General features: G+C 72.2%; 24 protein-coding genes and 1 riboswitch. Of the genes, 11 read left to right on the top strand and 13 right to left on the bottom strand.

All coding sequences use genetic code 11. The features are described from left to right. Window positions 1-19 precede the first annotated feature (19 nt). On the top strand, window positions 20-742 hold the full coding sequence (locus tag OG406_RS33665; RefSeq protein ID WP_164374742.1) for a lysophospholipid acyltransferase family protein: 723 nt from the start codon (window positions 20-22) through the stop codon (window positions 740-742). A 78-nt stretch (window positions 743-820) separates the two neighbouring features. Here OG406_RS33665 and OG406_RS33660 read toward each other — a convergent pair whose 3' ends face one another. The 8 genes from OG406_RS33660 to OG406_RS33625 all read right to left on the bottom strand — a co-directional run bounded on the left by OG406_RS33660 (window position 821) and on the right by OG406_RS33625 (window position 8,054). Continuing rightward, the gene (locus tag OG406_RS33660) at window positions 821-2,431 is read right to left on the bottom strand and encodes an alpha/beta hydrolase (RefSeq protein WP_329189378.1); all 1,611 of its coding nucleotides are present in this window, start codon (window positions 2,429-2,431) and stop codon (window positions 821-823) included. A 168-nt stretch (window positions 2,432-2,599) separates the two neighbouring features. Then, a complete protein-coding gene (locus OG406_RS33655) occupies window positions 2,600-3,358 on the bottom strand; it encodes an urease accessory protein UreD (RefSeq protein WP_326843678.1) in 759 nt (252 codons plus the stop codon). Further along, a complete protein-coding gene (gene ureG, locus OG406_RS33650; RefSeq protein ID WP_164374744.1) occupies window positions 3,355-4,032 on the bottom strand; it encodes an urease accessory protein UreG in 678 nt (225 codons plus the stop codon). Before ureG ends, OG406_RS33655 begins: the two co-directional genes overlap by 4 nt. Window positions 4,033-4,298: 266 nt before the next feature. Next, window positions 4,299-4,973, bottom strand: coding sequence for an urease accessory protein UreF (locus OG406_RS33645; RefSeq protein WP_164374745.1), 675 nt, complete (start codon window positions 4,971-4,973; stop codon window positions 4,299-4,301). Beyond that, window positions 4,973-6,694, bottom strand: a complete 1,722-nt coding sequence (locus OG406_RS33640) for an urease subunit alpha (protein ID WP_326843677.1) — start codon at window positions 6,692-6,694, stop codon at window positions 4,973-4,975. Before OG406_RS33640 ends, OG406_RS33645 begins: the two co-directional genes overlap by 1 nt. Then, window positions 6,687-6,998 (bottom strand): urease subunit beta, encoded by a 312-nt coding sequence (locus OG406_RS33635; protein WP_329189376.1) that lies wholly within the window; start codon window positions 6,996-6,998, stop codon window positions 6,687-6,689. The genes OG406_RS33640 and OG406_RS33635 overlap by 8 nt, the downstream gene beginning before the upstream one ends. A gap of 16 nt (window positions 6,999-7,014) precedes the next feature. Beyond that, window positions 7,015-7,317 (bottom strand): urease subunit gamma, encoded by a 303-nt coding sequence (locus tag OG406_RS33630; RefSeq protein WP_081223127.1) that lies wholly within the window; start codon window positions 7,315-7,317, stop codon window positions 7,015-7,017. 458 nt (window positions 7,318-7,775) lie between these two features. Beyond that, entirely contained in the window at window positions 7,776-8,054 is a 279-nt protein-coding gene (locus tag OG406_RS33625; RefSeq protein ID WP_329189374.1) for a type II toxin-antitoxin system Phd/YefM family antitoxin, read from the bottom strand. Window positions 8,055-8,251: 197 nt separating this feature from the next. Between OG406_RS33625 and OG406_RS33620 the strand changes: the two genes are divergently transcribed. The 3 genes from OG406_RS33620 (at window position 8,252) to OG406_RS33610 (ending at window position 9,816) form a co-directional block, all read left to right on the top strand. Next, entirely contained in the window at window positions 8,252-8,491 is a 240-nt protein-coding gene (locus tag OG406_RS33620) for an ATP-dependent Clp protease proteolytic subunit (protein ID WP_329189372.1), read from the top strand. Between the two features lie 7 nt (window positions 8,492-8,498). Continuing rightward, on the top strand, window positions 8,499-8,804 hold the full coding sequence (locus OG406_RS33615; protein ID WP_329189371.1) for a hypothetical protein: 306 nt from the start codon (window positions 8,499-8,501) through the stop codon (window positions 8,802-8,804). Between the two features lie 360 nt (window positions 8,805-9,164). Next, a riboswitch (cyclic di-AMP (ydaO/yuaA leader) is annotated at window positions 9,165-9,339 on the top strand. 3 nt (window positions 9,340-9,342) lie between these two features. Beyond that, window positions 9,343-9,816 carry a C40 family peptidase gene (locus tag OG406_RS33610; RefSeq protein WP_081223131.1) on the top strand — a complete coding sequence of 158 codons (474 nt, stop codon included), beginning with the start codon at window positions 9,343-9,345 and terminating at the stop codon, window positions 9,814-9,816. A 136-nt stretch (window positions 9,817-9,952) separates the two neighbouring features. On the opposite strand, the gene OG406_RS33605 is transcribed toward OG406_RS33610, so the two are convergent. Beyond that, window positions 9,953-10,648 carry a LysE family translocator gene (locus tag OG406_RS33605; RefSeq protein WP_329189368.1) on the bottom strand — a complete coding sequence of 232 codons (696 nt, stop codon included), beginning with the start codon at window positions 10,646-10,648 and terminating at the stop codon, window positions 9,953-9,955. Between the two features lie 162 nt (window positions 10,649-10,810). On the opposite strand from OG406_RS33605, the gene OG406_RS33600 reads away from it, so the two are divergent. Further along, window positions 10,811-11,752 (top strand): LysR family transcriptional regulator, encoded by a 942-nt coding sequence (locus OG406_RS33600; RefSeq protein WP_267050152.1) that lies wholly within the window; start codon window positions 10,811-10,813, stop codon window positions 11,750-11,752. A gap of 119 nt (window positions 11,753-11,871) precedes the next feature. Here the strand turns inward: OG406_RS33600 and OG406_RS33595 are convergent, their stop codons facing one another. Then, window positions 11,872-12,330 carry an ATP-binding protein gene (locus OG406_RS33595; RefSeq protein WP_266611735.1) on the bottom strand — a complete coding sequence of 153 codons (459 nt, stop codon included), beginning with the start codon at window positions 12,328-12,330 and terminating at the stop codon, window positions 11,872-11,874. A 211-nt stretch (window positions 12,331-12,541) separates the two neighbouring features. Here OG406_RS33595 and OG406_RS33590 point away from each other — a divergent pair, with 211 nt between their 5' ends. Beyond that, the gene (locus OG406_RS33590) at window positions 12,542-13,399 is read left to right on the top strand and encodes a helix-turn-helix domain-containing protein (RefSeq protein ID WP_164374752.1); all 858 of its coding nucleotides are present in this window, start codon (window positions 12,542-12,544) and stop codon (window positions 13,397-13,399) included. A gap of 13 nt (window positions 13,400-13,412) precedes the next feature. Further along, window positions 13,413-13,637: a DUF397 domain-containing protein gene (locus tag OG406_RS33585; RefSeq protein WP_081223136.1), complete on the top strand. Its 225-nt coding sequence runs from the start codon at window positions 13,413-13,415 to the stop codon at window positions 13,635-13,637. A 12-nt stretch (window positions 13,638-13,649) separates the two neighbouring features. On the opposite strand, the gene OG406_RS33580 is transcribed toward OG406_RS33585, so the two are convergent. Beyond that, window positions 13,650-14,774 (bottom strand): 8-amino-7-oxononanoate synthase, encoded by a 1,125-nt coding sequence (locus OG406_RS33580; protein ID WP_329189362.1) that lies wholly within the window; start codon window positions 14,772-14,774, stop codon window positions 13,650-13,652. A 160-nt stretch (window positions 14,775-14,934) separates the two neighbouring features. Between OG406_RS33580 and bioB the strand changes: the two genes are divergently transcribed. The 4 genes from bioB to OG406_RS33560 all read left to right on the top strand — a co-directional run bounded on the left by bioB (window position 14,935) and on the right by OG406_RS33560 (window position 19,101). Then, window positions 14,935-16,245, top strand: coding sequence for a biotin synthase BioB (gene bioB, locus OG406_RS33575; protein ID WP_329189360.1), 1,311 nt, complete (start codon window positions 14,935-14,937; stop codon window positions 16,243-16,245). Further along, complete coding sequence (locus OG406_RS33570) at window positions 16,238-17,518, top strand: adenosylmethionine--8-amino-7-oxononanoate transaminase (protein ID WP_164374755.1); 1,281 nt, start codon at window positions 16,238-16,240, stop codon at window positions 17,516-17,518. Before bioB ends, OG406_RS33570 begins: the two co-directional genes overlap by 8 nt. Window position 17,519: 1 nt before the next feature. After that, window positions 17,520-18,236 (top strand): dethiobiotin synthase, encoded by a 717-nt coding sequence (gene bioD, locus OG406_RS33565; protein ID WP_329189357.1) that lies wholly within the window; start codon window positions 17,520-17,522, stop codon window positions 18,234-18,236. Between the two features lie 175 nt (window positions 18,237-18,411). Continuing rightward, window positions 18,412-19,101 (top strand): class I SAM-dependent methyltransferase, encoded by a 690-nt coding sequence (locus tag OG406_RS33560; RefSeq protein WP_266611746.1) that lies wholly within the window; start codon window positions 18,412-18,414, stop codon window positions 19,099-19,101. A 23-nt stretch (window positions 19,102-19,124) separates the two neighbouring features. Here OG406_RS33560 and OG406_RS33555 read toward each other — a convergent pair whose 3' ends face one another. Then, window positions 19,125-19,499 carry a fic family toxin-antitoxin system, toxin component gene (locus OG406_RS33555; RefSeq protein ID WP_081224010.1) on the bottom strand — a complete coding sequence of 125 codons (375 nt, stop codon included), beginning with the start codon at window positions 19,497-19,499 and terminating at the stop codon, window positions 19,125-19,127. A gap of 4 nt (window positions 19,500-19,503) precedes the next feature. Then, window positions 19,504-19,743, bottom strand: a complete 240-nt coding sequence (locus OG406_RS33550; protein ID WP_081223142.1) for a toxin-antitoxin system, antitoxin component — start codon at window positions 19,741-19,743, stop codon at window positions 19,504-19,506. Between the last annotated feature and the right edge of the window lie 247 nt (window positions 19,744-19,990).

The following is a 19,990-nucleotide window of genomic DNA, read 5'->3' as shown; positions in this document are numbered from 1 at the left end:
GGAAATGAGGAGCGCTCCAGTGTTCTATTACGTGCTCAAGTACGTTCTTCTTGGTCCGCTGTTGAGACTGGTCTTCCGGCCTCGGATCGAGGGCCTCGAGCACGTACCGTCGTCGGGCGCGGCCATCGTGGCCGGCAATCATCTGTCGTTCGCGGACCACTTCCTGATGCCGGCGATCCTGAAGCGCCGGATCACCTTCCTCGCGAAGGCCGAGTACTTCACGGGGCCGGGGATCAAGGGCCGGCTGACGGCCGCGTTCTTCCGCAGCGCGGGGCAGATCCCGGTCGACCGCTCCGGCAAGGAGGCCGGACAGGCCGCGATCCGCGAGGGCCTCGGCGTCCTCGCCAAGGACGAGCTGCTCGGCATCTACCCGGAGGGCACCCGGTCGCACGACGGCCGCCTCTACAAGGGCAAGGTCGGCGTGGCGGTGATGGCGCTGCGCGCCGAGGCACCCGTGATCCCCTGCGCGATGATCGGCACGTTCGAGGCGCAGCCCCCGGGCCGGAAGCTTCCGCGGATCCACCCGGTGGCGATCCGCTTCGGCGAGCCCCTCGACTTCTCGCGTTACGCCGGGATGGAGAACGAGAAGACGGTCCTGCGCGCCATCACCGACGAGATCATGTACGCCATCCTCACCCTCTCCGAGCAGGAGTACGTCGACCGGTACGCGGCCGACGTCAAGAAGGAGGCGGCCGCGAAGGCGGAGTCGCGGCGCCCGTTCCGCCGCACGCCGTCGAGTTGAGCGGCACCGGCGATCGGCCGGGACGTACGTGAAGGGGGGCGGCCGGTCGGAACCGGCCGCCCCCTCATGTCGCGGGTGTTACGGCTGCGGGGTGGCGTGCGGCGTGCACGTCACGTCGGCCGCGTCCGTCTTCCCGGTGAGCAGGTAGGAGTCCACCCGTCCGTTGATGCAGGGGTTGAGCAGACCGGTCACACCGTGCGAACCGGCGCCCTTCTCCGTGATGAGGCGGGAGCCCTTGAAGCGCTTGTGCAGTTCGACGGCACCCGCGTACGGCGTGGCGGCGTCGTTCGTGGACTGCACGATCAGGACGGCCGGCAGGCCCTTGCCGGTCGTGACCTCGACCGGCGTCTGCTGCTTGACCGGCCAGGTGGCGCACGGCAGGTTCATCCACGCGTTGGCCCACGTCAGGAACGGGTAGTCCTTGTGCAGCCGGGAGTTGTCCCGGTCCCACTTCCGCCAGCTGGTCGGCCACTTGGCGTCGGTGCACTCGACGGCCGTGTAGACGGCGTTGCCGTTCTCCGCGGAGGCGTTGCCCGCGGTGTCGGACAGGTCGGGCGCGGCGGCGTCCACGATCGCCTGGGTGTCACCGGCGACCACCTTGCTGAACACCGTGGCGACCGGTACCCACGAGGAGTCGTAGTACGGGGCGCTCTGGAAGAAGGAGATCAGCTCGGCGGGGCCGACGACTCCGCCCAGGGGGCTCTTCTTCGCGGCGGCGCGCAGCTTCAGCCACTGGTTCTGGACCTTGGCGCGGGTGTCACCGAGGTGGAAGGCGGCGTCGTTCTTGGCGACCCAGTCCTCCCAGTCCTTCCAGCGGCCCTCGAAGGCCACGTCCTGGCCGAGGTTGGCCTCGTACCAGATGTTCTCGCGCGCGGGGTTGACGACGCTGTCGACGACCATGCGGCGCACGTGGCCCGGGAAGAGGGTGCCGTAGACGGCGCCGAGGTAGGTGCCGTACGAGACGCCCAGGTAGTTGAGCTTCTTCTCACCGAGCGCGGCGCGGATGACGTCCAGGTCGCGGGCGGTGTTGGGGGTGGTCATCTGCTGGAGCACGGCCTTGCCGCTGCGTTCGGCGCAGCCGTCGGCGTACTCGGCGGCCAGCTTGCGCTGGGCGCGCTTGTCGGCCTCGCTGTCCGGGACCGGGTCCGCCTTGGGCGCCTTCACGAACTCCTGCGGGTCGATGCAGGAGATCGGGGCGGAGTGGCCGACACCGCGGGGGTCGAAGCCCACGAAGTCGTAGGCCTTCGAGGTGTTCACCCAGAGCGGGTTCTTGCCGGTGACCCGGGTCGGGAAGCGCATGCCCGAGCCGCCGGGGCCGCCCGGGTTGTAGACGAGGGCGCCCTGGCGCTCCTCTTTCGTCCCGGTGCTGCCGATCCGGTCGACGGCGAGCTTGATCTGCTTGCCGTGCGGGTGTGCGTAGTCCAGCGGCACGCTGACCCAGCCGCACTGGATGGGCTTCACCAAGCCCCAGTCGGCGGGGCAGTCCTGCCAGTCGATCCCCGCCTTGGCGGCCCGGTCCGCGGCGACGGCGGCACCGCGCTGCTCGCGGCTCTGCCCGTGGCTCCAGCCGTGACGCGAGTCGGCGGTGGCCGACGGGGCCGCCACGGCTCCGGCTATCAGGGTCGCCGTGACGAGCACGCCGGCCGAACCGAACGCCGTCACCCGCTTCGTCGGTCTCTTGGACCTCAAGTGGGACCTCCCCGTACATCGTTGCGATTGGTACGGGGATCCTTGCTGCTGTGAGGTCCCTGAGAACAGATGTGACCGGCGTTCTTTACCATTCCGATAGCCGGTACGCGGTGCTCCGTTGAGCGGTGAGGTTGGCGCGAACCCGCCTTTCTCCAGCGGTTTCTGACGTCACGTGAGGTCGCGCAGCGCCTCGTCCATGATCCGCCGCAGCAGCAGGGCGTCGGGGGCGAGCGCGGTGACGAGCACGGCGGGCCCGGCGAGCGGGGTGAGAGCGGCGTACTCCCCCAGCAGGCGCGCGGGCGGCGGTTCCTCCTCGAACTCCGGTCGTACGACGACGAGCTGGCCGAGAGCCCGGCGCCCCGCGAGGACGGCGGGCCCGTCCCAGCCTCCCGGCGCGCCGGGGCCGCACGCCAGTTCCTGGTCCAGCAGGGTCCGTCCGTCGTGGCGCACGGTGAGCCTGCTGGTGAGGCGTCCCGGGTCCTCGCCGACCCGCCCGAGGACCTGCTCCTCCCGGAAGACGAGCCGGGCGCCGCGCCGCAGGTCGATGCGTGAGACGACGGACAGCTCACTGCCGCCCGCGGAGATCAACTGCTCGGGGAGCCAGTGCAGTTCACCGTCCTCGGCAACGTCGAGGCGCACGTCGTAGCGGGCCTCGCCCCCGGCCTGTCCGGGCAGGGCGATGGTGGCGGCGGCCGACCCGACCCGCAGGTGCGCGTCCGGTCCCACCCGTGCCTCCACGGTGAGGTGGTCGCCGCCGAGCGGTCCGCTCATCGCGCCGACCAGCGTCACCCGCGCCTCGGTTCCGCTGCTGCGGGTGCGGCGCAGGGCGAGCGGGCCCTCGCCGTCGAGCACCGGCAGTGCCGTCCCGCCCCGGCCGTCGGCCCGGGCCTCGATCCGTGCGGTGGCGCGCACGCCCTGGGTGGTCATGCCGTCCATGCGGCGAGCCGGCCGCGCACCCAGCCGGCGACGTCCGCGACGCCGGCCTCGGTCCGCAACGACTGGAAGACGACGGGGAGTTCGTCGCGCTGGGCCTTGGCGTCGGCGGCCATGCGTCCGAGGTCGGAGCCGACGTAGGGCGCCAGGTCGGTCTTGTTCACCACGAGCAGGTCGGCGGTGGTGACGCCCGGTCCGCCCTTGCGCGGGATGTCGTCCCCGCCCGCGACGTCGATGACGAAGATCTGCGCGTCGACGAGTCCCTTCGAGAAGGTCGCCGTGAGGTTGTCGCCGCCGGACTCGACGAGGATCAGGTCCAGCGGTCCGACCTCGTCCTCCAGGTCCTCGACCGCTTCGAGGTTCGCGGAGATGTCGTCGCGGATCGCGGTGTGCGGGCAGGCACCCGTCTCCACGGCGGTGATGCGCTCGGGCGGCAGGACCGCCTCGCGCAGCAGGAACTCGGCGTCCTCACGGGTGTAGATGTCGTTGGTGACGACGGCGAGGGACAGTTCGTCGCGCAGGGCGCGGCAGAGGGCGGCGACGGTGGCGGTCTTGCCCGATCCGACGGGTCCGCCGAGTCCGATGCGCAGGGCACGTCGGTGGCCGTCGGGCCGGTGGGCATCGGCGCTGATCGCGGCGGGGCCGTCGTGGGAGTGGCCGAGATGCATGTCAGGTCTCCGGTTTCTTCCGGTCCGCTTCGGTTCGGTTCGGTCTGTCCGGCGCCGGCCGGTCAGACGGTCCGGGCCGGGACGGGGTGCGGGTGCGAGGGGCTCTCCCGGTGGCGGTGGTCCGTCGGCGGCGACGGCGCGGGTCTCCGGGAGTGGTGCGGGGACGACTGTGTCCAGTGGTGGCCATTCGCCGCAGGGCGACGGGGACGGCCGTGTCCGATGGCGGCCGTCCTCCGCGGGGCGGCTTCCGTGCGGCACGCGTTCGGCTAGGACGCGAAGAGGCGGACGGGCCAGGCGGCGTGCGCCTCCGCGCTGATCTCCAGCAGGGGTGCCGAGGCGGCGGGGAGTGCCTCGACCCCTTCGTCGAGGACCCGCCGTGCCGCGCTCGCCGCCGCGTGCGCGACGACGTCCAGCTCCGGTGTCAGCCGGGCCAGGACAGCCGTGGCCTCGAACGGGTCGAGGCTCAGCAGCCGCACCGTCGCGGACGCGGGCCCGCTGACGCACTCGTACGCGGAGCAGTACGCGGCGTCCTCGGGTCCGAGTCCGGCCGCCCGTGCCGCCACTCCGAGGACGACCGGCTGGTGGGCTCCCTTGGGGAACTCCTTGGCCAGCTGGTCGAGTTCGGCGCAGGGCCAGGTGGCGCGGGCTGCCCTCATGAGCTGCCGCCCCAGCCTGCGCGCGACGCCTCGCAGGGCGAGGGAGGGGGTTCTGGCGTCGGCGGCGGCGTCCAGTGCCGCGGGGTCACCGCCGAGCGCGGCCGCCGCGGCCAGTGAGGCCGCGACGAGTCCGGTCGTGTGCAGCCGGCCCCGGCAGAACTCCTCCAGGCCCGCCGCCCCGGTGATCCGCCCGGCCTTCACGGCGGCCTCGGCCCCGCCGGAGTGCGCGTGCCCTCCGGCGGGGAACCGGCCGTCGGCCAGGACGAGCAGTGCTGCGCGGGACATCAGAAGAGGAAGTAACGCTGGGCCATGGGCAGTTCGGCGGCCGGAGTCGCCTCGACGAGTTCGCCGTCGATGTGCACGGCGAAGCTGTCGGGGTCGATCCGTACCTGTGGCCGTGCATCGTTCTCCCGCATGTCGGCCTTGGTGACCGCCCGGGTGGAGTCGATGGCCACGAACCGCTTGCCGAGCGAGAGCCGTTCCGGCAGCCCGTCCTCGATGGCGAGCGGCGCCACGAAGTTGAACGAGTTCGCCGCCGGCGCCCGCCCGATCGCCCCGAACATCGGGCGGGGCAGGATCGGCTGCGGCGTCGGGATCGACGCGTTGGCGTCGCCCATCTGCGCGTAGGCGATCATTCCGCCCTTGATGACGAGGTGCGGCTTGACCCCGAAGAACGCGGGCTCCCACAGCACCAGGTCGGCGAGCTTGCCGGTCTCGACGGAGCCGATCTCCCGTGCGAGGCCCTGCGCGAGCGCCGGGTTGATGGTGTATTTGGCGACATAGCGACGGACCCGGTGGTTGTCCGCGCCGCTGTCTCCGGGCAGCGCGCCACGGCGTCGCTTCATCACGTGGGCGGTCTGCCAGGTCCGCATGATCACCTCGCCGACCCGTCCCATGGCCTGGGAGTCGGAGGAGATGATCGAGATGGCGCCGAGGTCGTGCAGTATGTCCTCGGCGCCGATGGTCGACGGCCGGATGCGGGACTCGGCGAAGGCCAGGTCCTCGGGCACCGCCGGGTTCAGGTGGTGGCACACCATCAGCATGTCGAGGTGTTCCTCGGCGGTGTTGACGGTGTAGGGCCGGGTCGGGTTGGTCGAACTGGGAAGCACGTACGACTCGGAGACCACGGACATGATGTCCGGCGCGTGCCCGCCGCCCGCGCCCTCGGTGTGGTACGCGTGGATGCCGCGCCCGCCGATCGCGGCGAGGGTGTCGGCGACGAACCCCGCCTCGTTGAGGGTGTCGGTGTGGATGGCGACCTGGATGCCCGTGCGGTCCGCCACCGTGAGGGCGGCGTCGATCGCGGCGGGCGTCGAGCCCCAGTCCTCGTGGATCTTCAGGCCGAGCGCGCCGCCCCGGATCTGCGACAGCATCGCGTCCTGCGAGACGGTGTTGCCCTTGCCGAGCAGACCGAAGTTGAGGGGGTAGCCCTCCATCGCCTCCAGCATCCGGGCCAGGTGCCAGGGGCCGGGCGTCACGGTGGTGGCCTTGGAGCCCTCCGCGGGTCCGGTGCCGCCGCCGACGAGGGTGGTGATGCCGGAGGCGAGCGCCTCGTCGGCGATCTGCGGGCAGATCAGATGGACGTGCGCGTCGATGGCGCCCGCGGTCAGGATGCGCCCGTTGCCCGCGATGATCTCGGTCTCCGGGCCGATCACCAGATCGGGGTGGACCCCGTCCATGGTGTCGGGGTTGCCCGCCTTGCCGATGCCGGTGATCCGGCCGTCGCGGATACCGACGTCGGCCTTGACGATCCCCCAGTGATCGATGATCACGACCCCGGTGACGACCGTGTCCGGGGTGCCGTCGGCGCGCGTCGCGCGCGACTGGCCCATGGACTCGCGGATGACCTTTCCGCCGCCGAACACCGCCTCGTCGCCGGCGAGTCCGGGGCCGCCCGAGCGGTCCTCCTCGATCTCGACCAGCAGATCGGTGTCGGCGAGGCGGATGCGGTCGCCGGTGGTGGGGCCGAACAGGTCGGCGTACTGGGCGCGCGAGATCTCAGGCATCGAGGGCACCTCCGGTCTCGCCGCGCAGACCGGGCACCACGCGGGCGCCGGCGAGCGGGACGAGTTCGACGTCGACGGGGATTCCGGGCTCGAAGCGCACGGCGGTGCCCGCGGCGGCGTTGAGCCGCTTGCCGCGTGCGGCGCCGCGGTCGAAGTCCAGTCCGGGGTTGGCCTCGGCGAAGTGGTAGTGGGAGCCGACCTGGACGGGGCGGTCGGCGGCGTTCAGGACGGTCAGGCGGGTGACCTCGCGGCCCTCGTTGTAGAGGACGGGCCCGTCGGCGAAGAGGATCTCTCCGGGAATCATGGCGCGTGCTCCCCCGTCAGACGATCGGGTCGTGGACGGTGACGAGCTTGGTCCCGTCGGGGAACGTCGCCTCGACCTGGACGTCGTGGATCATCTCGGGGATGCCCTCCATGACGTCGTCACGGGTGAGGATCTTGCGTCCGGAGGACATCAGCTCGGCGACGGTGCGGCCGTCCCGGGCGCCTTCCAGGATGTGCGACGTGATCAGTGCGATCGCTTCCGGATGGTTCAGTCTCACTCCGCGGGCCCGGCGCTTCTCGGCGACGTCGGCGGCCACGTGGATCAGCAGCCTCTCCTGCTCGTGCGGGGTCAGTTGCACGGCTTCCCACCTCACAGTCCTCGCTCCGGACCGTGCGGGGCCCGGGGTGCCGCAACCATCGCGACGAGATAGATGTAACACACCGACACTTATCGCGTTCTTGGCGAATCCGGGCACAAGAACCCCTGGCGGCGTGGATCGGCAGGTTAGTTGGACGGAGTTTCAACTACGTTAACCAGTCCTTGATCCACTCATGACCGGCTCCTGGGCGGCCGCATACCCGGTTCGCGACGCCACCTCGGCGGCGTCACCTCCGGGCAGGGATCGGACGGCAGGCACCGCCATCATGGCCGCCGGGCCACGGCTGCGCGGGGTACGACACCAGGGCGTGAGCGACGGACCGTATACGGCGGGGGCGCTGAACGCGGCGCCGCGGGGGCCACGCGCAGAGCCGGGTGCCCCGTACCGAAGTACGGGGCACCCGGCTCACGATGCGGGGTCGACCAACCGTCGTGCGGTCAGGAGGCGTTGGGCCCCCGGTGCTCGGCGGCGATGCCGAACCGCCGGCGCTCGCGGGACGCGGAGGCCACCTCACGGGCGCCGGACAGGGAACCGACCGCCGGCTCGTCGGCGGAACCGTGGAGTTCTTCGAGGCGTTCGAGGTCGGCGGCGGAGACGAGGGCGACGAGCGGCTTCCCGTGCCGTGTCACGACGACGCGCTCGCCGCCGTAGACGACGCGGTTGATCAGTTCGGCCAGCTCGGCCCTGGCTCGGGTCACCGGAATCTCGTAGGCCATGGGCCCAGCTTAGACCGGTCGCAGCGGCGTCCGGGGAGCGTCGGATCGGCCCGGAAGGCGGCACGAGGCGCGCCCGGAACGGCTGCCCCGCCGCCTGACAAGGCCCTTTCGCTCTCGGCAGGGACCCCTTCCCGATTGACGTACGCCCTGTACATTTTTTACAGACGTCGATCCATCGATCGCGAGGAGGCGTGCCCATGCAGCGCCCGTCCGCCCGCCACGTCCTGACCGACCGCACCGAACACCCCGGCGCGGGACACCGGATGCCGGATCCGTACGCGAGGCCGCTCGACGAGCGGATCGTGCTCCTCGGGACGCCCATCGACGACACGTCGGCGAACGCCGTGACGGCGCGGTTCACGCACCTCGAACACCGCGACCCCGACCGGGGCATCTCGCCGTCCATCGACGCGCCCGGCGCACCCGGCGCGAGGTGAGCGGCCGATGATCCCCGACCTCCCGCCGCTGCCCGCGCTGACCCGCGCGGAGGCCGAGCTGATCGACCGCTATCTGGACGTGGTCGACCTCGTCGGCCGGATCAATCCCGCGCACCCCGGCGACACCTACCGAGCGCTGCGCGCCGCCCAGGCACTGGCCGCCAAGGCGACGGCCCTGCGGGACGCGCTCGCGCTCATGCACCAGCGGGGCGAGAGCGAGGTGCACGCGCCGACGCTGGCTCAGGCCCTGCGCGTACTGGACGGTGAGCGGCGCACCACGCGGGTCACGATCCCTCCCGTGTCCGGCAGTTGAGGCACCCCCGCCCGGGTCCGGCGCGCACCGCGCCACCGGACTGTCCGCACCGCGACTCAAACGCACCAGATGGTGTACCCCCTGATGGCGTAGGAATCAGTCCTTTCTCGGACCCCTCCGACTTGCGCAACACGAAGGACAGAAAGGCGGAATGAGGGGTTCCGGTGCAGGTGCGGGGGTCGCCCGTGTCCCCAACACCCCCTCGAACAGAGGGGTGTCCACCCGAACGGGTGAGTGGTGAGTAAGCCCACAAAACACCGGTTCCACTCGGATTTTCGGACGTTCATGGGTGAAGATCCCTTCCGACGACAAGCCCCCGCCACAGCGGCGGGGCGGTCCGGGCGGACGCCGAGTCCTGCCGCCGCCCGGATGCCCGGTCGACAGAAGTGGATCGGCAGGAGTGGAGGACCCAGCACGACGGTCCGCCGGAGCAGCATTCCGCGCGGTCCTTGGGGTGAAGCCGCAGCAGCGGCCGGGCAACTTCGCCAGCCCGAATCCGACAGGTCATCCTTCACAGGCGGCTGACGAAGGGTTGCGCATGACTGCGCTCAATCGTGTCCCGTCGCTGTGGACCAGGGCCGGTACGGCCTCGGCCCTCACCATCGCCGCCGTCGGCGGCAGCCTCGTGGTCCCTGGTGTCGCACCCGACGCCCAGGCGGCCACGACCGCGACGAAGGCACTCCAGGTCGCGGCCTCGAAGCACGGCGCCCCGTACAAGTACGGCGCCACGGGACCGCACCGCTTCGACTGCTCCGGGCTCACGCTCTACTCGTTCAAGAAGGCGGGCAAGAAGCTGCCTCGAACGGCCGCGGCGCAGTACAACAAGACGCACCATGTCTCCGCCTCGCACCGCAAGGCCGGGGACCTCGTGTTCTTCCACTCGGGCCGGAGTGTTTACCACGTCGGCATCTACGCCGGGAAGGGAAAGATCTGGCACTCCCCGAAGACCGGGGAAGTGGTGAAGCTCCAGAAGATCTGGACACGGAGCGTCTGGTACGGGCGGGTCAGCTGACCTGACTCCGGGCGGCGGCGGGGGTCGCCGCCCGGGCACCACCTCGGTCCGGCCGCCACTTTCGGTGCGCCGCCTCCGTCCGGCCGTTGCCCGAAAGGACGGCGACCGTCCCCGCCACGCGCCGGCAGCGCCCGGCTCAGCCCCTCAGCGGCTCCAGGAGCAGCACGAGGCCGAGCACGGTGAGCGCTCCGCCTGTGACGGCCTCCACGGCGCGTGCGGCCCGCGGCCGGCGCAGCCACCGCCCCAGCCGGTCCACGAGCAGCGCGACCGCGGGGAACCACACCAGGGCCAGGACGACCACGATCAGCGCGAGGAGCAGCGTCCGCGGCATCGCGGGGCTGCCCGCCGGCACGAACTGTGGCAGCAGGCTCAGAAAGGTGATCGGCGCCTTCGGGTTGAGGGCGTTGGTGACGAAGCCCTGCCGCAGCGGTCGGGCAGCCGTGCCCGTCCCGGCCGGCACCGCCGCCCCGTGCGCCTCCTTTCCGGACCCCTTCCCGTCGTCGGCCGAGGCCGTGACCGTCCCCGGTCCGGTCCCGTCGGCCGGGCGCGGCCGCCCGAGCGCGCGCACGGTGCGCAGGCCCAGGTAGAGCACGTAGGCGCCACCGAGCAGCTGGAACGTCCGAAACAGCGCGGGGACGGCGGTGAGGACCGCGGCCACCCCGGCGACGGCCAGCGCCGTGTGCAGGAGCAGCCCGCCCGCGATGCCGAGGGCGCACGCGACTCCGGCCCGGCGTGAGACGAGGGCGTTGCGTACGACGACGGTGAAGTCGGCTCCGGGCATGGCGACCATGCCGGCGGCCACCCCGGTGAAGGCGAAGAGCTGTGCGTCCATGCCACCAGGTTCACCCGCAGGGGCCTTCAGCAGGTATGTCGAATATCCTGGGTTCTCCTTAAGCATTCGTTTAGACCCCGGAGAGGGGTCACCTCGGGCCGGACCGTCCGGGGCGGCCCCTCGACAAGGTCCGGAAGTGGTCCCTGGGCCCAGGAGCGGCACATGTACGACCCGACGCGGCTGGCGGCGCTGGTGGCGGTCGCCGAAGCGGGCTCGATCACCCGGGCCGCCGAACGGCTCGGGTACACGCCACCCGCGCTCTCCCAGCAGGTGGCGAAGCTGGAGCGGGAGGCGGGCGCGGCACTGCTGGTGCGGTCGCACCGCGGGACGCGGCTCACCGGCGCCGGCGAGCTGCTGGTGGCGCGAGCGCGGCGGGTGCTCGACGAGATGGAGCTGGCCCGGCACGAACTGGCGCGGCTGGCGGGCCTGTCGGGCGGGACGCTGCGGCTCGGCACCTTCCAGACGGCGGGCATCCATCTGCTGCCGCCCGTGCTCAGCGCGTTCCGCCGGGCTCATCCGGACGTGGAGCTGGCGGTCGCCGACTACGAGCCTCCGCACGGGATCGCGGCGGTCGCGGCCGGGGAGGTGGACCTGGCCCTCACGCACACCTATGAGCCCGCACCGCGTGTACCGCTGCCCTCGTCCGTCGCCGTGGAGGCGGTGCTGGTCGAGGAGTTGGTGCTGGTGACGGCGCCCGGTCACGTGCTCGCGGCCGGTTCCGGGCGATTGCCCCTCGCGGACCTCGCGGGCCAGCCGCTGATCAGCATGGCGCCGGACCACCCACCGCGGCAAGCCGTGGAGGCCGCGCTCGCCCGCGCCGGAGCCACCCCCGCCGTGCTCGTCGAGACGCCGGGCTACGCCCTGGTGTGCGCGCTGGTCAGTGCCGGGCTCGGGGTCGCGGTGGTACCGGAGATGGTGGCGTCGACCGCCGCGACTCCGGTGGGGACGCGGCTGCTCGACCCGGGAGACCTGCGGCGCACGATCTCGGTCGTCCACCGCGCCGAGGGGGCCACGCCCGCCGCCGACGCGTTCCGCGCCCTGCTGCGCGGCGCGTTCGGCCGCGTCGGCCGCGGGCACCCCTACGGAAACCGGCCGGAGGCGTAGGTCCGCGCGGTCCGTGCGCACCGTCGCACCTGGGTGTCGTGCCCGCGCTGGGCGTCGCGGTGTGCGGCCTCTCCTCCAACGACCGGTCGCCCGGCCGGGGATGGGATCCTCGCGGCGCGCTACGCCTCGGGCGGTGCCCCGGCCGCGATCGGCCGGACCGGTGCCGTCCAGGGGAGTTCGATGGAGACCGTCTTGCCTCCCTCGCGGGTGGCGCGGACGCTGAGCCTGCCGCCGCACTCGTTGGCGAGCCAGCGGATGATCACCATGCCGCGGCCGTTGTCCTGCTGGACCGCCGCGGGGAGCCGCTTCGGGAAGCGAGGATGGCTGTCGGTGACGCCGATCCGCAGGCGCTCCTCCCGGTCGAGACACACGTCGACCGTGAAGGTGGGCGACTGCCCGAAGGTGTGCTGAACGGCGTTGGTGGCCAGTTCGGACACGATCAGGCGGACGGTCTCACCGACTTCGGCGTCGCCGGGCAGGCCCCATTCGGCCAGCACTTCCGCGACGAATTTACGGGCCACGGAAACCGAGACGGCTTCGCTCGGCAGAGTGACGGCTGCTTCCTGGTGATCTGCCATGGCGAGGTCGTCCCTTTCCCACGGGACCGGAGTCCGACACGGAGCGGATGGTTCGAGTACGGTCCCGGACTGGTGCTTGCGCCAGACTGCCATTACCGGGCCGGTCGCGGGTGCGATCCACCGAGTAATGCATATATCTGTCGCTCGATGCGGTGAACTCTGCGTCCGCAGAACGTATTCGGACGGCTTGGAAGGAGTAAGGAGAACGGCCATGCAGCACGGTCCCGCGGTACGCCGCCGCAAGCTCGGCGCCGAACTGCGCGCGCTGCGCGCGGGCACGGGCCTCACGAGCGGCCAGGCGGCCCGCCTGCTCGGCTGGCACCAGTCGAAGGTGAGCCGCATCGAGACCGGAACCAGCGGGGTGAAACCGGCCGACGTCGAGCGCCTGTTGGACGCCTACGCGGTCCAGGATCCCGAACTGCGCGAGCTTCTGGTCGTGTTGGCGGGATCCGAGGGGAACGGCCGGCACCACTGGTGGCACGCGTACCGGGGGGTCCTGCCGCCCGCCTACCGCGACTTCATCAGTCTGGAGTCGGGCGCGAGGGGGATGCGCACCCTGGAGACGTCCGTCGTACCGGGGCTGTTGCAGACGCCCGACTACGCCCGCGCGGTGACGCGGGCCGCCGTGGACGGTCTGGAGGAGAGCAAGCTCGACACCCTGGTCGAGGTGCGGCTGGCCCGGCAGGACGTGCTGCGCGCCGATCCCCCGCTGGAGCTGTGCGCGGTGCTCGACGAGGCGGTCCTGCGACGGGAGGTGGGCGGTCCCGAGGTGATGGCCCGCCAGCTGGACCGGCTGTGCGAGGCCGCGGCGCTCCCCCAAGTCCGGCTCCAGGTGCTGCCGTTCGCCGCCGGAGCGCACATCGGGATCACCGGGCCTTTCGTTATCTTCTCATTTCCGAACACAACTGATCTGGATGTGGTTGTTCTCGACCACTTGACGAGTAGCCTCTACCTCGAACGGAAAGAAGACCTCCAGGCCTATACGGAGGCCTTCAACACCCTTCAGTTCCACGCCCTTTCGCCCGAGGACTCGTTGGACTACATCGCCGGGATAGGTGACGGCGCGTAAGGAGGCACCCCCATTGTCTGCATCGCCTCGGTACGTACCCTCCAGCACTGCACTGCGCGACGTGCGATGGCTGCGCAGCAGCCGCAGCACGGGAATGAACAACTGCGTCGAGACGGCGCGCCCCGGCTCCGGACCGTGGTCCGGGACGGTCGCGGTGCGCGATTCCAAGAATCCGGCAGGCCCCGCCCTGCTGTTCGCCCCTGCCGCCTGGGAGGGGTTCATCACCGGCCTGGCCTGACCGCGGGCCGGTTCACCGGGTGCGGCTGATCACGTCCACCGCGTGCTCGATCTGCTCCTCGGAGAGGTCCGCGCGGGCCGTCAGCCGCAGCCTCGACACACCGTCGGGCACCGACGGGGGACGGAAGCAGCCGACGGCGAGGCCCGCCTCGCGGCAGTCGGCGGCCCAGCTCAGGGCCCGTTCGGGGGACGGTGCCCTGACGGAGACGACGGCGGCGTCCGGTCGTACCGCCGACAGCCCCTCGGCCGTCAGCCGGGTGTGCAGCGCCGTGGCCACCGCGCGCGCCCTCGCCGCCCGCTCCGGTTCCTCGCGCAGCAGTCGCAGCGCGGCCAGCGCCGCTCCCACCGCCGCCGGCGCGAGACCGGTGTCGAAGATGAAGGTGCGCGCCGAGTTGACGAGATGGTCGATCACCGCCGCCGGACCGAGGACGGCTCCGCCCTGGCTGCCGAGCGACTTCGACAGCGTGACCGTCACGACGACGTCCGGGTTCCCGGCGAGTCCCGCAGCGTGCGGGGCACCCCGGCCGCCGTCGCCGAGGACACCGAGCCCGTGCGCGTCGTCGAGGACCAGCCCGGCCCCGTACTCCCGGCAGGCGAGGGCGAGTTCGGCGAGCGGTGCCGCGTCCCCGTCGACCGAGAAGACCGTGTCGGAGACGGCGACGGCCGGCCCCTCGTGCGTGCCGAGGGCCTTGCGCACACCGGCGGGATCCGTGTGCCCCACCACCTGGGTGGTGCCGCGGGCGAGCCGGCAGCCGTCGATCAGTGAGGCGTGGTTGCCCGCGTCCGAGACGACGAGCGAGCCGTGCGGCGCGAGGGCGGTGACGGCGGCGAGGTTGGCCGCGTAGCCGGAGGAGAGGACGAGCGCGGACTCGAAGCCGCAGAAGTCGGCCAGTTCGCGTTCCAGTTCGGTGTGGAGTTCGGTGGTGCCGGTGACGAGCCGGGAACCGGTCGCGCCGCCGCCCCAGGTGCGCGCCGCCTGCGCCGCACCGGCCGTGACCCGCGGGTGGCGGGCCAGACCGAGGTAGTCGTTGCTCGCGAGATCGAGCAGCGGCGAGTCGGCGGGGCGCGGGCGCAGGGTCCGTACGAGACCGGCGGCGCGGCGCGCCGCGGCCTGCTCGTCGATCCAGCCGAACGCCATGTGTCCTCCGGACCGTCGTGGCGGGTGTTTTGTAGGCAGTGCACAGACCCTAGCGGCCGGACCAGCCGCCCAGGATGTGGCAATACCCACACGTCGAACCCACTCTGTTGTCCGATCTCTCCTTGGCCGGGACCGGTCGTATACGCCAGGATCGGACCTCATGGACCTGCTGAACACGCTGGTGGACAAGGGGCTTCGGCGCGAGCTGCCGACCCGCGAGGAGGCGCTGGCCGTACTGGCCACGTCCGACGACGACGTGCTCGACGTGGTGGCCGCGGCCGGCAAGGTGCGCCGCCGCTGGTTCGGCCGACGGGTGAAACTGAACTATCTGGTCAACCTGAAGTCAGGCCTGTGCCCGGAGGACTGCTCGTACTGCTCGCAGCGCCTCGGGTCCCAGGCCGGGATCCTGAAGTACAGCTGGCTGAAGCCCGACGAGGCCTCCCGGGCCGCGGCGGCGGGGCTCGCCGGGGGCGCCAAGCGGGTGTGCCTGGTGGCCAGCGGCCGCGGGCCGACGGACCGTGACGTGGAGCGGGTCTCCGACACGATCAAGGCCATCAAGGACCAGAACGAGGGCGTCGAGGTGTGTGCCTGCCTCGGTCTGCTCTCCGACGGCCAGGCCGAGCGGCTCCGCGAGGCCGGTGCGGACGCGTACAACCACAACCTGAACACGTCCAAGGGGACGTACGGGGAGATCACGACCACGCACACGTACGCCGACCGGGTCGACACGGTCCAGAAGGCGCACGCGGCGGGGCTGTCCGCCTGCTCGGGTCTGATCGCGGGCATGGGCGAGGCGGACGAGGACCTCGTCGACGTCGTGTTCGCGCTGCGCGCTCTCGACCCCGACTCCGTCCCGGTGAACTTCCTGATCCCGTTCGAGGGCACCCCGCTCGCCAAGGAGTGGAACCTCACCCCGCAGCGGTGCCTGCGCATCCTCGCCATGGTCCGGTTCGTGTGCCCGGACGTCGAGGTCCGGATCGCCGGCGGCCGCGAGGTGCATCTGCGCACCCTCCAGCCGCTCGCCCTGCACCTCGCCAACTCGATCTTCCTCGGTGACTACCTCACCAGCGAGGGCCAGGCGGGCAAGGCGGACCTGGACATGATCGCGGACGCGGGCTTCGAGGTGGAGAACGCGGGCGAGGTGACCCTGCCGGAGCACCGTGCGGCGGCGGGCGGCTGCGGTGCGCACGCGTCGGCCGGGGACACGGCGTCCGAGGGCGCCGGGTGCGGGTCGCACGCCGAGGCCGGCTGTGGATCGCACGCGGGTGGCGGCTGCGGGTCCCACGAGGGCGGGGGCGCGTGCGGCTCGGTCCCTGCGCCCTCCGTCGAGGCGGCAGGCGCGGAGGCCGCGGGTGCGCAGGAGGCGGGCTCGCGGACGCCGGGCGCGGAAGCGGTGCCCGCGGGTGCCAGGACCGACCTCGTCGCCGTCCGCCGCCGTGGTGCCGGAACGGACCTCGCGCCCAATGCCTGACCTGTCCGTGCGGGAGCTGCTCGACCTCGACCGGCGGCACGTCTGGCATCCGTACGGGCCGATGCCCGGCCGCCAGGAGCCGCTGGTCGTGGAGTCGGCGAGCGGGGTCCGGCTGCGACTGGCCGGCGGTGCGGGTGAGCTGATCGACGGGATGTCGTCCTGGTGGTCGGCGATCCACGGCTACGGCCATCCGGTCCTCGACGAGGCGGCGCGCGGCCAGCTGGACCGGATGAGCCACGTGATGTTCGGCGGACTCACCCACGAGCCCGCCGTACGGCTCGCTAAGCGGCTGGTCGACATCTCTCCGGACGGCCTGGAACACGTCTTCCTGGCCGACTCCGGCTCCGTGTCCGTCGAGGTCGCCGTCAAGATGTGCCTCCAGTACTGGCGTTCGCTCGGCCGCCCGGCCAAGCAGCGCCTGCTGACCTGGCGCGGCGGCTACCACGGGGACACCTGGCAGCCCATGTCGGTGTGCGACCCCGAGGGCGGGATGCACGAGCTGTGGCAGGGCGTGCTCCACCGCCAGGTCTTCGCCGACGCGCCTCCCGCCGAGTACGACGCGTCGTACGCCGAGCGGCTGCGCGAGCTGATCGGCGCGCACGCCGACGAGCTGGCCGCGGTGATCGTCGAGCCGGTGGTGCAGGGCGCGGGCGGCATGCGGTTCCACTCCCCCGCGTATCTGCGGGTGCTGCGAGAGGCGTGCGACGCGCACGACGTGCTGCTGGTCTTCGACGAGATCGCCACCGGCTTCGGCCGGACGGGCGAGCTGTTCGCGGCGGACCACGCGGGGGTGACACCGGACGTGATGTGCGTCGGCAAAGCGCTGACCGGCGGTTATCTGACGATGGCCGCGACGCTGTGCACCGCGCGGGTGGCCGAGGGCATCTCGCGCGGCGAGGTCCCGGTACTCGCCCACGGCCCGACGTTCATGGGCAACCCGCTGGCGGCGGCGGTGGCGTGCGCGTCGGTCGACCTGCTGCTCGGCCAGGACTGGCGGACCGAGGTGAAGCGGATCGGGACGGGACTGCGGGACGGGCTCGCGGAGGCCGCGGCCCTGCCGGGCGTGCGGGACGTGCGGGTGCTCGGCGCGATCGGAGTCGTCCAGCTCGATCACGAGGTGGACATGAAGGCGGCGACGGCGGCCGCAGTGCGCGAGGGCGTGTGGCTGCGGCCGTTCCGCGACCTCGTCTACACGATGCCGCCGTACGTCACGGGTGACAGGGACGTCGAACGGATCGCGCGCGCCGTGTGCGCGGCGGCGCGGGAGGGTTGAGATGCCGGTACTGGTGATCACGGGAACGGGCACGGAGGTCGGCAAGACGGTCGTCACGGCCGCCGTCGCCGCCACGGCGCTCACGGCCGGACGGTCGGTGGCCGTGCTCAAGCCGGCACAGACCGGTGTGGCACCGCAGGAGCGGGGCGACGCCGACGAGGCGGCGCGGCTCGCGGGCGCGGTCACGACGCTCGAACTCGGCCGCTACCCGGAGCCGTTGGCGCCGGCGACCGCCGCCCGGCGGGCCGGCCTCACGCCGGTGCCGCCGCGGGATGTCGCCGAGGCCGCCGCCAAACTGGCCACCGAGCACGACCTGGTGCTCGTCGAGGGCGCGGGCGGCCTCCTCGTCCGCTTCGACGACGAGGACGGCACGCTGGCGGACGCGGCCCGGATGCTCGACGCGCCCGTGCTGGTCGTGACGCCGGCCGGGCTCGGCACGCTCAACACGACGGAACTGACGGCCCGTGAACTGCGAGGCCGCGAGCTGGAGTTCGCCGGTGTCGTCATCGGCAGCTGGCCGGACGCGCCGGATCTGGCGATGCGCTGCAACCTCGCCGACCTGCCGGCGGTGTGCGGTGCGCCGCTGCTGGGCGCGGTCCCGGCGGGAGCGGGGGGCCTGGCGCCCGCCGACTTCCGTACAGGCGCGCCGGGTTGGCTGGATCCGCGACTGGGCGGACGGTGGAACGCGGACGTCTTCGCCGCGGCCAACGGCGCCTGAGCCGTCCCGGCCGGGGGGACGCGCGGGCACCCACGGCGATCGCCTCCGCCGGGACACCGGCCTGGCCGGCGTCCCGGCGCGCGGGCGCGGTGGGAGCGGGCGGGCCGTCCGGCGCGTGCGGCGGACCCTGCGGGGGGACAATCCCGGTAAGACCCGTCCTCCCGGGAGGTCCGTCATGCCGTTCAAGCCGTTGCGTCCGGCCGGCTCCGGCAAGGTGACGGCGGACGCCGTGCACCATCCGGTGTTCGCCCGTTCCTACGCCCGCCTCAGCGTCGGCGCCGAGACGCGGATGGGCATGGGCCGGATGCGCGACCGGCTGCTCGCCGGGCTGTCCGGCCGGGTCATCGAGATCGGCGCGGGCAACGGGCTGAACTTCGCGCACTATCCGGGCACCGTGTCGGAGGTCGTGGCCATCGAACCCGAGCGGCTGCTGCGGCAGTTGGCGGTGGAGGCGGCGCTGCGCTGCGAGGTGCCCGTCGATGTGGCGCCGGGTGCGGCGGAGGCCCTGCCGGTGAAGAGCGAGGCGTACGACGCGGCGGTGCTGTCGCTGGTGCTGTGCAGCGTGCGGGACGTGCCGAGGACCCTCGCCGAGGTGCGGCGGGTGCTGCGCCCCGGCGGCACGGTGCGGTTCTTCGAGCACGGCAGCGGCGGCGGACCGGTGATGCGGTCGACGCAGCGAGGCCTGGACCGCACGGTGTGGCCCCGGCTGGCCGGCGGTTGCCACCTGTCCCGCGACACGGTCTCCGCACTGCGCGACGCCGGCTTCGAGCTGGGGCCGTACCGCAGGCTGTTCATGCCCGAGAAGGGGATGAGGCTGCCCACCTCGTACTGCGTCCTGGGCACCGCCTACCGGCCCATGGACTAGGGGGCCGGGGACGCGTATCCCGACTACAGGCTCCAGCGGCGCAGCTCGTGCGCGATCTCGTGCACGGTGGCGTCACCGCTCTTCACCAGGCGGGCCAGCTCCCGCACCTGTTCGGGCGAGGTGACGACCTTCAGGCCGCTGGCGACGAGATAGGCGTACGCGACGGCCGAGGCGAACATCGCGTTGGAACGCTCGAGCGCCGGGACATGCAGCAGGAGCTGGAGGAGCGCGGCGGCGCGGGTGTGCGGACTGTCGTAGACGGGGATGCCGAAGATCTCCGCCTCGTGCCGGCTGACGGCGGCGACGAGGGCTCCCCAGTCGGTGACCTGGGGATCTCCGGGGGTTTTCTGTTCGGCGATCATGAGGAGCCAGGCAAGATCGACTCTGAGACTGCTCAAGGGATCAACGACGACCTTCGCGGGTGCCTTCACGGTCCGAGCCGAACTCCTCGGCGAACACGGACTCGTACTGCTTCATGAAATCGGCGGCGGCGTCCACGAACGTGTGGCCGACCTCCCCGGTGTCCTGCCGGACCAGCTCCTCGATGTAGCGGTTCACGCTCATCCCCCGTTCCAGGGCTCGCTCACGGGCGGCTCGGGCCGTGCCCTCGTCCACCCGGACGTTCAGCTGAGTCTTCGCCATCCTTCGAAGCTAGCGCGGAACCGCTAGCACCGGCAAGGGGGCCTGCCCCTCCAGAAGCCCGGGACGGCTGCCGTCGCCGCCACCGGCCCGGCGAACGCGGGTGGAGAGTGCCCCTTACATCCGTGCCCGGGACGCGACCTGGGGCGGAGACCACCCGGCACTCCAGGGGGATACCGGGTGTGCCCTCCGTCACACTACGCTCGGGCGCGACGAGGGATTCGGGACGTCGAACACGGAGGAGGCGGCC

The organism is Streptomyces sp. NBC_01428 (assembly GCF_036231965.1).
GTDB lineage: Bacteria > Actinomycetota > Actinomycetes > Streptomycetales > Streptomycetaceae > Streptomyces.
Note: the sequence above shows the minus strand (reverse complement) of the source record. Positions and strands in the feature narration are given on the sequence as shown.